This is a genomic window from Pseudomonas sp. rhizo25, assembly GCF_031931935.1.
Lineage (GTDB): Bacteria > Pseudomonadota > Gammaproteobacteria > Pseudomonadales > Pseudomonadaceae > Aquipseudomonas > Aquipseudomonas synxantha.
Map to the genome: position 1 here is coordinate 1 of NZ_JAUJXA010000026.1, position 13,035 is coordinate 13,035.

Genomic DNA, 13,035 nt, shown 5'->3' on the forward strand with positions numbered 1-13,035 from the left:
CACATGCGGCCCCAAACCCGGCCCCACAAGCTGCTTGGCCAGCATCTCCAACAACGCCCGCGCTCGCCCGGACCTGATAGGGCTGAGCACCTGAGCCCCCAACCGCGCCGCCACGCCCATCGCCCCCAAGACGCGAATCAGCAGCAACCCGATCAGTACCTCACCGGTGATTTCGCCCCACAGCTCACTCATGTCCGGCGGCGGCAACATGCGCATCCAGCTGACCATCGCCGCCACGTAGATAAACAACAGTGGCTCATCACTGAGCACCAGCAGGCCCTGGGCAATCGCGTCTGTACCCAGCGTCAACAGCTCATCCAATTGCGCTTGAGACAGGTATTGCAGCAGCTTCTCGCTGTTGGGCTTGAGATCGGCCAACAGGTCGTACAGCTGGGTAACGTTGTCCCACAGGCTGTAAAGCGCCTTGCCCATACCACTGAGAAACGCCGTTTCCAGCAACTGACGTCGGTCAAGCGGTGTCGCGTCCGTGTAGCCCTTCCACTGCGCCTGGAACCTGCTGTCCCACGTTTCACGCAGACGCACTTCCAGCCCGCCGATGACTGACTGATAAGACGCATACAGCGCCTTGACGTGATCGCGGGAAACGTTGGGGTAAAAACTGACCCGATATTGCTGGTTGCGATCACACTCGTTGATCTCGAGAATGCCGCTCGGGCCGATGGTCTTGTGGATGGGGTCGCCCAGTGCGCCGCCGTTTGGATCAACGCGTTGCAACATCACCGGCGTGTTGCCGACAGGTACGAACCGGGTGCTCTGGAACATATGCACCAGGGTCAGCGTCCCGCTGGCCGGGCATGTGGCGACGGTGCTGCTGGGAAGCAGGGAACGGTTGATCGGTGCAACGAGCGCCACTTCATCCCCGACCTTGAACACCTGCTCCACATCCAGCGCCGAGAAGCTCCAGAAACTCTCGGCCCAGGCGTCAAACGTATTCAGGCAATCGCGGAAATCGCGCAGAACCCCCTCAGCGTTGGGCGTCTGCACATCCATCGGGGTCAGGGCCAGCCTGCCGATGGCCGGGTTCAAGCAACAGCCCCGACAACCGGGGCTCTAACGAAAAAAGCCATCTGCAATCCCTCGCACTGTTCAATCAGGCGAGGAACTTTGCAGCGGTTCCCGGGGCAGGGGGGTAGAGCTTATCCGGCAGTTATGTGGGATGTTTCAGCTACGACCAGGCAGCCGGTTCTGCACACCGACGAACCCCGGTTAGACTTACCTGTCGATATCTGCACTGTCCGGCCCGTCGTTCATCAAGGAAGCCCCATGTATTCAAGCCGTCTGCTCCTCTGCCTCATGCCTTTGCTGGTGCTCGCCGGTTGTTCCACTTCACGCGGCCCGCAGCAGCCTGAGCGCAGTGAAGCCGAGGTGAAGGCGCAGATCGTGCGCCTGCTGCCGGCCAAGGTGGCGGACCGCAACGGTTGGGCCCAGGACATCTACACCGCCTTCGACACCCAAAAGATCTACCCCAGCACTGAAAACATCTGCGCCGTACTGGCGGTGACCGAGCAGGAGTCCACTTTTCAGGTCGACCCACCAGTGCCCGGCATGGGCAAGATCGCCCAGGATGAAATCCTGCGCCGTGCCGGCAAGGTGCATGTGCCCGCGTTCGTGGTACGCAGCGCGTTGCAATTGCGTTCGCCCACTGGCAAGACCTATGCCGACCGCTTGAATGCCGCCCGCACCGAGAAGGACCTGAGCGCGATCTTCGATGACTTCATCAGCATGGTGCCCCTGGGCAATACGCTGTTTGGCGGCTTCAACCCGGTGCACACCGCAGGCCCGATGCAGGTCAGTATCGACTTCGCACAAAAGCAGGCGCGGGGTTATCCCTACACGGTGGACGGCACGATTCGCCGCGAAGTCTTCACCCGTCGCGGTGGTATGTACTTCGGCATCGCCCATTTGCTCGGCTACCCGGTGAGCTACGACCAGCCGCTGTACCGCTTTGCCGATTTCAATGCCGGTTGGTACGCCAGCCGCAATGCTGCGTTCCAGGCCGCGGTCAGCCGCGTGACGGGCAAAGAGCTGGCGCTGGATGGGGACTTGATCCGCTATGGCTCCCTGCTGCCCGGCACCACCGAACTGGCGGTGCGCTCACTGGGGGCGAAGCTGGATATGCGCAACCCGAGCATCCGCAGCCAGTTGGAGCATGGCGACCAGTTGGACTTCGAGGACACCACGTTATACAAGCGCGTCTTCAGCCTGGCCGATCAGGCCGCGGGCAAGCCGCTGCCACGGGCGATCCTGCCGGGCATTGTGCTCAAGAGCCCGAAGATCACCCGCAACCTGACCACGGCATGGTTCGCCAAGCGCGTGGATGAGCGCTATCAGCGCTGCATGAAACGCTGACGCAGCAACTCGCCACGCATGGCGGGGAATTTGCGCGGATGATGGTAATGGCGGCTGCGTGACGCTTGGCGTACACCTTAACGCTCGTTCGCAGGAAGAGCCGCCATGACCACCCATGCCATTCCTCAAGGCTTTGTTCCATTACCTCGCAGCAGCCCATTACTGGACCTGCTCGGCCCGGCGTACTGCCGGGGCGAAGGCTTGCAGCTTGAAGTCGGCCTGCGCGCCGATAACCGTCACGCCAATGGGCGCGGTACGGTGCACGGTGGGGTGCTGGCAACCCTGGCGGATATCGGCATGGGTTACGCCATGGCGTTTTCCAGCGAGCCGCCGTTACCGTTGATTACCGCCAGCATGACCTTGGATTACCTGGGTGCCGTGCAGGTAGGGGAGTGGATGGTGGTACGCTTGGACAGCCATAAGCGCGGGAGGCACATGGCGTTTGCCACCCTGAGTTTGCAAGTGGATGAGCGCGTTGTGCTGCGGGCGAGTGCGGTGTTTGCGGTGCCACAAAGTGACAGGCAATGAGATCGAATGTGGGAGCAGGCAAGCCACACATTTTGACCGAGTTCATTCAGGGGTATCGATAAAAGAAAAGGCGTGGCTTTTCGTGGAGCCAGGCCTTTTCTGTATTGCTCGTTATGTCTCACCTGTAGGAGCGAGCTTGCTCGCGAAGAACTCGCAGGCAACACGTTCTAACAGGAGCGCTGCGTGATCGTTGACGATTTTCGCGAGCAAGCTCGCTCCTACAGGTCAGCTGCGTTCGAGCGCCAGGGCCACGCCTTGGCCGCCGCCGATGCACAGCGTCGCCAAACCTTTCTTGGCGTCGCGCTTGATCATTTCATGCAGCAGGGTCACCAGCACGCGGCAACCTGAGGCGCCAATCGGGTGGCCGATGGCGATCGCGCCGCCGTTGACGTTGACTTTATCGGCGTCCCATTCCAGCTCTTTGCCCACTGCCAAAGATTGCGCAGCGAAGGCTTCGTTGGCTTCGATCAGGTCCAGGTCTGCCAACTGCCAGCCGGCCTTGTCCAGGCAGCGGCGGGTGGCCGATACCGGACCGATGCCCATGATGGCCGGGTCCACGCCCGCATTGGCGTAGCTGGCGATACGCGCCAGTACTGGCAAGCCGAGGGCGCGGGCTTTGTCGGCGCTCATCAGCAGCACGGCGGCGGCGCCGTCGTTGAGGCTGGAGGCGTTGCCGGCGGTGACGCTGCCGTCTTTCTTGAACGCCGGCTTGAGCTTGGCCAGGGATTCGGCCGTGGTACCGGCGCGGGGTTGTTCGTCCACCGCGAAAGCCACCGGGTCGCCTTTGCGCTGGGGAATCAGGATCGGGGTGATCTCGTCGGCAAAACGTCCGGCCTCAATAGCGGCGGCGGCTTTTTGCTGGGAGGCGGCGGCGAAGGCGTCTTGGGCTTCACGGCTGATGCCGTACTTGTCCACCAGGTTCTCGGCGGTGATACCCATGTGGTAATCGTTGAACGCATCCCACAGGCCGTCGGTGATCATGCTGTCGATCATCTTTGCATGGCCCATGCGCAAACCGGTGCGCGCGGCGGGCAATACGTACGGGGCCAGGCTCATGTTTTCCATGCCGCCGGCAATGATCACCTCGGCGTCGCCGCAACGAATGGCCTGGGCGCCCAGGTGCAGGGCCTTGAGGCCCGAGCCGCAGACCTTGTTCAGGGTCAGGCTCGGCACGGCATGGGGCAGGCCGGCGAGGATCGAAGCCTGGCGCGCCGGGTTCTGGCCTGAACCTGCGGTGAGCACCTGACCGAGGATCACTTCATCGACTTCGACCGGGTCCAGGCCGGTCTGTTCCAGCAGGCGGCGGATCACCGCGGCGCCCAGTTCCGGGGCCGGAATGCTCGCCAGCGAACCTTGGAAGCTGCCCACGGCGGTGCGGGTGGCAGCAACAATCACGACGTCTTGCATGGAATCTGTCCTCACTGGAAGTGCATTTCTGGAACGTGGTCCGGGACGATCAGTTTACCGGCGGTCTTGCTCACAATCTCTTCAACGCTGACGCCAGGTGCGCGTTCCTTGAGGACAAAAGCGCCATTTTCGATTTCCAGGTACGCAAGGTCCGTCAGTACACGCTTGATGCAGTTCGCGCCAGTCAGAGGCAGGCTGCACAGGCTGAGCAATTTGGACTCACCGTCCTTGGATGCGTGGGTCATGATCACGATGATATTTTCCGCGCCGGCCACCAGGTCCATGGCGCCGCCCATGCCCTTGACCAGCTTGCCGGGGATCATCCACGAGGCGATGTTGCCTTGTACGTCCACTTCAAATGCGCCGAGCACGGTGAGGTCGACATGCCCGCCGCGAATCATCGCGAAGGACTCGGCAGAGGAGAAGATTGACGCGCCGATGCGCGCAGTGACGGTTTGCTTGCCGGCGTTGATCATGTCGGCATCGATAGTGTCTTCGGTAGGAAACGGCCCCATGCCGAGCAGGCCGTTTTCCGATTGCAGCATCACTTCCATGCCGTCGGGGATGTAGTTGGCCACCAGGGTCGGAATGCCGATGCCCAGGTTTACGTAATAGCCGTCCTGCATTTCGCGGGCGACGCGTTGAGCCATTTGTTCGCGGGTAAGCGCCATGGTGATTTCCTCTTATTGTTCTGGACGTGGATTATTTGCGGACGGTGCGCTGTTCGATGCGCTTCTCGAAGGTGCCGCAAATGATCCGGTCGACGTAGATGCCAGGGGTGTGGATCTGCGCCGGGTCCAGCTCGCCCGGTTCGACGATTTCCTCGACTTCGACCACGGTGATCTTGCCGGCGGTGGCGGCCAGCGGGTTGAAGTTCTGCGCGGTGTGGCGGTAGATGACGTTGCCGAAGTGGTCGGCCTTCCAGCCTTTGACGATGGCAAAATCGCCGGTGATGGATTCTTCCATCAAGTAGGGGCGGCCATTGAATTCGCGGGTTTCCTTGCCTTCGGCAACCGGGGTGCCGACGCCGGTGGCGGTGAAGAAGGCCGGGATACCGGCGCCGCCTGCGCGCATTTTTTCCGCCAGGGTACCTTGGGGAGTGAGCACCACTTCGATTTCGCCGCTGAGCAGCTGCTTTTCGAACAAGGCGTTTTCACCTACATAGGAGGCGATCACTTTGCTGATCTGTTTTTCTTCCAGCAGCACACCCAGGCCGAAGCCATCGACGCCGCAGTTGTTGGAAACCACCGTGAGGTCGCGGGTGCCTTTGCGCTTGATTTCGGCGATGAGGTTTTCCGGAATGCCACACAGGCCAAAACCGCCGGAGAGCACGGTCATGCCATCTTCCAGGCCTGCCAGCGCTTCTTCATAGGACTCCACGCGTTTATCGAAACCTGCCATATGCACCTCTTTTATTGTTTGTGGTCCAGCCAGTGAACCGAGTGTTGCGCTGATGGATTGATTTGTTAAGTTGTTTTTTAAGGTTGATTGATTTAGAAAACAGCATAGTCGATCCTTCGTCCGGAGCAGCCCCATGACCGTTAAACAGATGCGTGCCTTTCTCGCTGTGGCCCAGAGCCTGAGCTTTGCCGCGGCCTGCGAGCGCCTGCACCTTTCTCAATCGGCGCTGAGCCTGACGATCAAGGGGCTGGAGGAGGGCTTGGGTGGCCGCTTATTCAGCCGTAACACACGCAATGTCGCGCTAACCCCCGAAGGTGAATCGCTGTTGCCCCTGGCACGTCGATTGATTGCTGACTGGGACAATGCCGAGGACGAACTGCGCCAGCGATTCACGCTGCAACGGGGGCGGGTAACGGTAGCGGCGATGCCATCGTTCGCCGGCAACCTGTTACCGCCGATCCTGAAGATATTCCGCGCACGTTACCCCCAGGTGAATGTGACGGTGCATGACTTGATCAACGAGCAAGTGCTGGAGATGGTGCGTGATCGGCAAGTCGAGCTGGGCGTGGCATTCGAGCCGTCCGAAGGTTCGTCATTGGCCTTCACGCCGCTGTACCTGGACCGCTTTATTGCCGTGGTGCCGGGTGATTCGCCCTTGGCGCAATGCGCTGAAGTCGATTGGAAAACCCTGTTGGAGCATCCGTTCATTACCTTGCAGCGGCCATCTACAGTGCGGGTGATGCTGGAAGATCACTTGGGTGCTTTGCAAATGAAGCTGCCCGTGGCGTTGGAAAGCCATCAACTGGCGACGGTGGGCAAGATGGTTGCCAGTGGCTTGGGGGTCAGCGCAGTGCCGGCGTTATGTGCACGGCAAATGGAGGAAGCGGGGGCCCATTGCATTACTTTGAGCGGCCCGGTGATCGAGCGGCCGATAGGAGTATTGACCAAGCCCGGGCATGAACTATCGGCAGCGGCCCAAGTATTGTTTGATATCTTTTGCGATGAGGCGAGGAAGGGCAGGTTTCCAACTTTTTGAACAGGTCACAAAAAAGTGTGGGAGCTGGCAAGCCAACTCCCACACTTGATCGAGTGATGCTTATTAGTAGTAGCGATCGATCACTTTAACCTGCGAGTTATCCTTGAAAGATGCCCAGGCATTGTTAAGGGTATCGAACACCTGCTCGATAAAATTGCGGTCGGCCGCGGCTTTCTTGCCGACATAACCCTGGCCTCGGCGATACATCTTCAGGCGCGCCGCCAGCTCACGGTTATTGCGGTCGAACTCGGCCTCTTTGGTGTTGGGAGCCAGGCAGTCAATTTGCACTTCGCCAGATTTGCCAATCCACAGGATATGGTCGTCGAGTGTGTCTTTCTGCGCTGCGAACATCTCAGCCAATTCATCAATAGTTGGTTGGTTGTTCAGATTCATGTGTAAGCCCCTTGACCAGTTGGCGATCTATCAATTGATTCGTTAAAACGCTTTAGTTGTCTCCGGTTCGGAAAACCGGGCGTCAGTGACGGTCTGCCGAATACGGGCAGGGTCTTGAGCCTGATGCATGTAGTCTTGCTGATGAACTGCTACGCAATGCTTTCATAACGAAGACAAGCAGCGTTCAGGCTCCTTGTACCTGTCCCTTTCGGGGCTGGTCAGCTTCATCAATCCGCCTTGTGGGCAGTGCACATCCGGAAAAACAGCTCGGCGGTCAGACGAGCCTGTTCAAAACGCTTGTTACCAACGCTCCCGATCCGGGAGACGTTTAGATCATGCAAGGACAAAAAGCGTACGTCAACGATTATGTAGTGATTATTTTTGCTCACTACATAAATCGTTGTGGGGGCGGGAGAATGCGGAAAAACGTGACTTGGGCGTCATTTTTGGAGTTGCTGGTCGAGCGTTTAACTCCCTGTAGGAGCGAGCTTGCTCGCGAAAATCGTCAACGATGACTCGGAACACCTGACACCCACGCGGTGCGCTCAGGTTTTTCGCGAGCAAGCTCGCTCCTACATTCGTTCGACAAGCAACGGCAGTAGCTGCTCGCAGGAGGCCTGGATTTTAACCTGCAGCAGTTCGTCCCCTCGGGTCTTGCCCAGGTTGATCGCAATCACCGGCTTACCCTGTTCGACCATCGCCTTGCACAAGCGGAACGCCGAATAGGCCATCAGCGACGACCCCACCACCAGCAAACCGTCAGCATGGTCTACCGCCGTCATCGCCTTAAGCGCAGTTGCCGGTGCAACGTTCTCGCCAAAGAACACCACGTCAGGTTTGAGACGTTCGCCATTGCAATGGGGGCAGCGGGGCACCTGGAAGCGCTGTTCGAGCGCGGTGTCGAGCAAGCTGTCGCCATCCGGCGCCTGCACGGCATGGACTTGTGCCATGTGCGGGTTATCGACCTCCATCTGCCGCTGGATCCCATCACGTGCGCTGCGCAGTTGGCAATCCAGGCACAGCACCCGATGCAGGCTGCCATGCAGCTCAATCACATCGTGGCTGCCGGCCTGGTCATGCAGGGTGTCGACGTTTTGCGTGATCAGCCCACTGATCAGCTCGCGCTGTTGCAGCGTCGCCAGCGCCCGGTGGGCCTTGTTTGGCTGGGCAATGCGCACCCGCGGCCAACCCAGCATCGCCCGCGCCCAGTAACGGCGCCGCGCCTCTGGGGTGGCGAGGAATTCCTGGTACATCATTGGGGCCTTGCCGCGGCGCACACCCTCACTGTCGCGGTAATCAGGGATGCCCGACGAGGTGCTGATCCCTGCACCGGTCAGCACCACAAAGTGTCGTCCGGCCATGGCCCGGTGCAGGGTGTCGAGGTGGTCTTCCTGATGTACCAAGGTGTCGAGCATGGGTTCCCCTATTCGCCGCGGATGTACTGCTCCAACTGCTGGATCAAGGCTGCTTGTTCGGCAATGGCTTCCTTGACCAGGTCGCCGATGGACAGCAGGCCAAGCAGTTTGCCGTCTTCGACCACCGGCAGGTGACGCAGGTGACTGTCGGTCATGATGTTCATGCATTCCTCGACACTTTTATGGGTGTCTACCGTTATGACTGGCGAACTCATCACCTCATGGACCTTGGTGGTGACCGACGACAGGCCCTTGAGCATGATTTTGCGCGCGTAATCACGTTCACTGATGATGCCTACCACCACGTCATCCTTGACCACCGGCAGAGCCCCGACGTTTTTTTCCGACATCCGGACCAAGGCTTCAAAGACGGTGTGATCCCATTTGATCGTGTGGACGTCCTGGTTTTTTTGGTCCTTGGCTTTAAGCAATTGTGCGACGGTCTTCATGGCGGCCACTCCGGTGTTGTTGTAGGTAGTCCAGATCCCCTACAGAATCCTAGACGGCCCACGGCAGGGCAAGACCCAAAGCGGCGTTAAACCCGTCGAAAAACGTCATTTGCCGGATTTTTTCCGGTATTACCCCGCCGTTGTCGGTTTTTTCGCCCGCTTGGGGCTGGCTGCCGTCTTACGTGGGGCGCTCTTGCGTTTCTTCTTCCAGGGTGTGGCGCCTCGGCCTGCGGGGCTGGCTGGGCCAGTGATGGTCATGCGCATGCCGTTGCAGCGCGCCACCTGCTTGCTCATCCACGCCGCTTGCTTGGCGACGAATTCCTCAAGGCTCATTTCGCCGCTTTGCACCATGTCCAGCGCCTGCTCCCAGATGGCGGTGGTGCCTGGGTCGGCGATGGCGCGGGGTACTGCGTCGATCAGGCTGAACGCCGCCGGGGTGGCCGACAGGGCCTTGCCGTTCTTCACCAGGTAACCACGGTCGAGCAAGCCCTGGATGATCCCGGCGCGGGTGGCTTCGGTGCCGATGCCGGTGGTGTCCTTGAGCTTTTGCTTGAGCAATGGGTCTTCCACCAGCTTGGCGACGTTTTTCATCGCCTTGATCAGGTCGCCTTCGGTAAAGGGTTTGGGCGGTTGGGTCCACAAGTCCTTGAGATTGACTTTGGCTACGGCGTAGTCCTGGCCCTGCACCAGTGTCGGCAAGGCCTGTGGCGCGGGCGCTTCTCGGCCTTTGGCGGGGGCCAGGGCTTCGGGCAATGCGCGTTTCCAGCCTGACTCGATAATGACTTTGCCTACCGCGCGCAATGCCTGGCCCGCACAGTCGAAGTCCGCCTGGGTGCGGTCATATTCATGGTTGGGCAGGAACTGCGCCAGGTAGCGCGCACGTATCAGGGTATAGACCGCACGGTGCTTGCCGGTCAGTTGGCTTAAATCCTTGCCCGCCCCGGTGGGGATGATGCCGTGGTGGGCGCTGACCTTGGCGTCATTCCAGGCCCGCGAGCGGCGCTGGGGGTCGATATGCGGCATCAGCTCGTTGACTGCCGCATCCGCACGGCCCAGGGCCGCGAGAATCTTCGGTGCTTCACTGTGCTGGCTCAGCGGCAGGTAGCCGCAATCGCTGCGCGGGTAGGTGATGACCTTATGGGTTTCGTAGAGGGACTGGGCGATATCCAGGGTTTCCTGAGCGCCCAGGCCGAGCTTCTTCGAGCAGATTTCCTGCAGCGTGCCGAGGTCGAAGGGCAGGGGCGCCACTTCGCGCATGCGTTCGGTGCGCAGCTTCACCAGCCGCGCAGTGGCGGCATTAAGCATGGCGTCGGCGGCGTCCCGCGCCAATTGCGGGTTAAGGCAGCGGCCCTGATCGTCGCAGGCATCGTCATGGGCGCGCCACTGGGCAGTGAAGATCATGCGCTCGTGGCGCAGGTCCACATCGATAGCCCAATACGCCACCGGCACGAAATCGGCGATGCTGCGGTCGCGGTCCACCACCAGGCGCAGGGTCGGGGTTTGCACCCGGCCTACCGGCAATACGCCCTGGTAACCGGATTGGCGCCCCAGCAGGGTAAATAGGCGGCTCATGTTCATGCCGATCAGCCAGTCGGCGCGGGAGCGGCCCAGCGCCGAATGATACAGGCTGAAGGTTTCTGCACCGGGCTTGAGCGCAGCCAAAGCCTTGCGAATGGAGGCGTCGTCCAGTGCCGACAGCCACAAGCGCTGGATCGGCCCGCGATAGCGGCAATGCTCCACCAGTTCGCGGGCGATCATCTCGCCTTCGCGGTCGGCATCGGTAGCAATTACCAACTCCTGGGCTTCCCCCAGCAAGCGCTTGACGGCCTTGTATTGGCTGGCGGTCTTGGGCTTGACCAGCATCTTCCATTTTTCCGGCACGATCGGCAGGTCGGCCAGCACCCAGCGTTTGTACTTGGCGTCGTAGGCGTCAGGCGGAGCGGTTTCCAGCAGGTGGCCGATGCACCAGGTGACGGTGACCCCATTGCCCAGCCAGCAACCGTCGCCGCGGCGGCTGGCGCCGAGCACGGCCGCGATATCCTTGGCCTGGGAGGGTTTTTCACAGAGGTACAGCCGCATGGTCATCCCATCAGATTGGATTGATGCCTTGCAGGATGCTCAGTCAGAGGGATTTGAGCAACCATTATCTGTATGGATGTACAGCAATATGTGTGAGCAACAACAACCGAATGTGGGAGGGGGCTTGCTCCCGATTGCGGTGTGTCAGCCATGAAGATATTGACTGAACCACTGCTATCGGGAGCAAGTCGAATCGTCGCACCGCCCCTCCCACAGGGGATCTCCAATGTTCAAACGAACTCAGTTGTTATCGATATCTACATGCCGGGTTTCTTTAAGACAGAACAACCCGACAACCAGGCTAACCCCCGTCACCACCACTGGGTACCACAGGCCATAGAAGATATCGCCGGTGTACACCACCAGGGCAAACGATACCGTCGGCAGGAACCCGCCAAACCAGCCGTTGCCGATATGGTAGGGTAGGGACATCGAGGTGTAGCGGATGCGTGTTGGAAACAGCTCCACCATCAGCGCCGCCAATGGCCCGTAGCACATGGCCGCGATCAGGATCAGCACGACGATCAGCACCACTACCATGACCTTGTTGACCTGGGCCACGTCCGCCGATGTGGGGTAGCCAGCCAGGGCCACTGCGCCACGCAGGGCCGCCTCATCAAAGCCGTCGATACGCACATCGCCCACGCTCACCTGCACCGGGCTGCCCGCTGGGGCGGCGGCGCTGCTATAGGGCAGGCCCTGTTTGACCAGGAAGGTCTTGACCTTGTCGCACGGGCTGTCAAAACGTGCCTTGCCCACCGGGTCGAACTGGAAGGTGCAGGTGGCCGGGTCGGCCAGTACGGTAATCGGGGCTTGACGGCTGGCCTGGTCCATCGCCGGGTTGGTGTAGTGCGCCAGGCCCTTGAAGATCGGGAAGTACAGCGCGGTCGCCAGCAGCAGGCCAAGCATCAGCACTGGTTTACGCCCGACTTTGTCTGACAGCCAGCCAAACAGGATAAAGAACGGTGCACCAATTACCACGCTGATGATCAGCAGCATATTGGCCAGGGCAGGGTCCATCTTCAGGAACTGGGTGAGGAAGAACAACACATAGAATTGCGCCGCGTAAAAGGTCACGGCCTGCCCGCCGTTAATGCTGAACAGTGCGATCAGCACCACCTTGAGATTTTCCCATTTACCGAATGACTCACGGATCGGCGCCTTGCTGGCCTTGCCTTCCTCTTTCATTTTCAAGAAGGCCGGCGACTCGTGCAGGCTCATGCGGATCCAGGTCGAGATGCCCAGCAGCACGATGGAAAACAGGAACGGAATGCGCCAGCCCCACACTTCAAACTGATCGCCCGTGAAGTAACGACAGGCCAGCACCACCAGCAACGACAGCAACAGGCCGAGGGTGGCGGTGGATTGAATCCAGCTGGTATGCAGCCCGCGCTTGCCCGGCGGCGCGTGCTCGGCCACATAGGTGGCCGCGCCACCGTATTCGCCGCCCAGAGCCAGGCCCTGCAGCATGCGCAGCACGATCAGGATGATCGGCGCGGCGATACCGATGCTGGCGTAGGTGGGTAGCAGCCCGACGCAGAAGGTCGCCACGCCCATCAGGATAATGGTGACGAGGAAGGTGTACTTGCGCCCGATCATGTCGCCCAGGCGGCCGAACACCAACGCACCGAATGGCCGCACCACAAAGCCTGCGGCAAAGGCCATCAAGGCGAAGATAAACGCCGTAGTGTCGTTGACCCCGGCGAAGAACTGCTTGCTGATCACCGCCGCCAGGGCGCCATAGAGGAAAAAGTCATACCACTCGAACACCGTCCCCAGGGACGAGGCGAAAATGACCTTTCTTGATTCTTTGGCGGTGCTTGCTCTGGCCGCCGAGCCCAGGGGTTGAGCATGTTCTGACATCGGGTGTCCCTCACAGTGATTATTTATTGTTGTTCCACTGTCGGCGCCAGCCTCAGCGCCGCTATTTCTCAATTTCCATGTAGGAGCGAGCTTG

Annotated in this window: 11 protein-coding genes and 1 pseudogene; 3 read left to right on the forward strand and 9 right to left on the reverse strand. The window is 60.2% G+C overall.

All coding sequences use genetic code 11. The features are described from left to right. A pseudogene (locus tag QZR30_RS26925) lies at nucleotides 1-1,047 on the reverse strand (type IV secretion protein Rhs); the annotation flags it as partial. 237 nt (nucleotides 1,048-1,284) lie between these two features. Here QZR30_RS26925 and QZR30_RS26930 point away from each other — a divergent pair. Continuing rightward, complete coding sequence (locus tag QZR30_RS26930) at nucleotides 1,285-2,370, forward strand: DUF1615 domain-containing protein (RefSeq protein ID WP_311904672.1); 1,086 nt, start codon at nucleotides 1,285-1,287, stop codon at nucleotides 2,368-2,370. A gap of 105 nt (nucleotides 2,371-2,475) precedes the next feature. Then, a complete protein-coding gene (locus QZR30_RS26935) occupies nucleotides 2,476-2,898 on the forward strand; it encodes a PaaI family thioesterase (protein ID WP_311904673.1) in 423 nt (140 codons plus the stop codon). Between the two features lie 225 nt (nucleotides 2,899-3,123). On the opposite strand, the gene QZR30_RS26940 is transcribed toward QZR30_RS26935, so the two are convergent. The 3 genes from QZR30_RS26940 to QZR30_RS26950 are packed head-to-tail and all read right to left on the reverse strand — an operon-like array spanning nucleotide 3,124 to nucleotide 5,706. Then, the gene (locus QZR30_RS26940) at nucleotides 3,124-4,305 is read right to left on the reverse strand and encodes an acetyl-CoA C-acetyltransferase (protein ID WP_311904675.1); all 1,182 of its coding nucleotides are present in this window, start codon (nucleotides 4,303-4,305) and stop codon (nucleotides 3,124-3,126) included. Between the two features lie 11 nt (nucleotides 4,306-4,316). Further along, complete coding sequence (locus QZR30_RS26945; protein WP_311904676.1) at nucleotides 4,317-4,976, reverse strand: CoA transferase subunit B; 660 nt, start codon at nucleotides 4,974-4,976, stop codon at nucleotides 4,317-4,319. Nucleotides 4,977-5,007: 31 nt separating this feature from the next. After that, a complete protein-coding gene (locus QZR30_RS26950; RefSeq protein WP_046071977.1) occupies nucleotides 5,008-5,706 on the reverse strand; it encodes a CoA transferase subunit A in 699 nt (232 codons plus the stop codon). A 133-nt stretch (nucleotides 5,707-5,839) separates the two neighbouring features. Between QZR30_RS26950 and QZR30_RS26955 the strand changes: the two genes are divergently transcribed. After that, nucleotides 5,840-6,742, forward strand: a complete 903-nt coding sequence (locus QZR30_RS26955) for a LysR family transcriptional regulator (protein ID WP_046071978.1) — start codon at nucleotides 5,840-5,842, stop codon at nucleotides 6,740-6,742. Nucleotides 6,743-6,805: 63 nt separating this feature from the next. Here QZR30_RS26955 and QZR30_RS26960 read toward each other — a convergent pair whose 3' ends face one another. The 5 genes from QZR30_RS26960 to QZR30_RS26980 all read right to left on the reverse strand — a co-directional run bounded on the left by QZR30_RS26960 (nucleotide 6,806) and on the right by QZR30_RS26980 (nucleotide 12,941). Further along, nucleotides 6,806-7,135: a hypothetical protein gene (locus QZR30_RS26960; protein ID WP_046071979.1), complete on the reverse strand. Its 330-nt coding sequence runs from the start codon at nucleotides 7,133-7,135 to the stop codon at nucleotides 6,806-6,808. Nucleotides 7,136-7,707: 572 nt separating this feature from the next. Continuing rightward, the gene (locus QZR30_RS26965) at nucleotides 7,708-8,550 is read right to left on the reverse strand and encodes an NAD-dependent protein deacetylase (protein ID WP_311904677.1); all 843 of its coding nucleotides are present in this window, start codon (nucleotides 8,548-8,550) and stop codon (nucleotides 7,708-7,710) included. 8 nt (nucleotides 8,551-8,558) lie between these two features. Further along, on the reverse strand, nucleotides 8,559-8,999 hold the full coding sequence (locus tag QZR30_RS26970) for a CBS domain-containing protein (protein ID WP_003190337.1): 441 nt from the start codon (nucleotides 8,997-8,999) through the stop codon (nucleotides 8,559-8,561). A gap of 129 nt (nucleotides 9,000-9,128) precedes the next feature. Then, nucleotides 9,129-11,078 (reverse strand): DNA topoisomerase III, encoded by a 1,950-nt coding sequence (locus tag QZR30_RS26975; protein ID WP_311904679.1) that lies wholly within the window; start codon nucleotides 11,076-11,078, stop codon nucleotides 9,129-9,131. A 240-nt stretch (nucleotides 11,079-11,318) separates the two neighbouring features. Further along, nucleotides 11,319-12,941: an MFS transporter gene (locus tag QZR30_RS26980; RefSeq protein ID WP_311904680.1), complete on the reverse strand. Its 1,623-nt coding sequence runs from the start codon at nucleotides 12,939-12,941 to the stop codon at nucleotides 11,319-11,321. Between the last annotated feature and the right edge of the window lie 94 nt (nucleotides 12,942-13,035).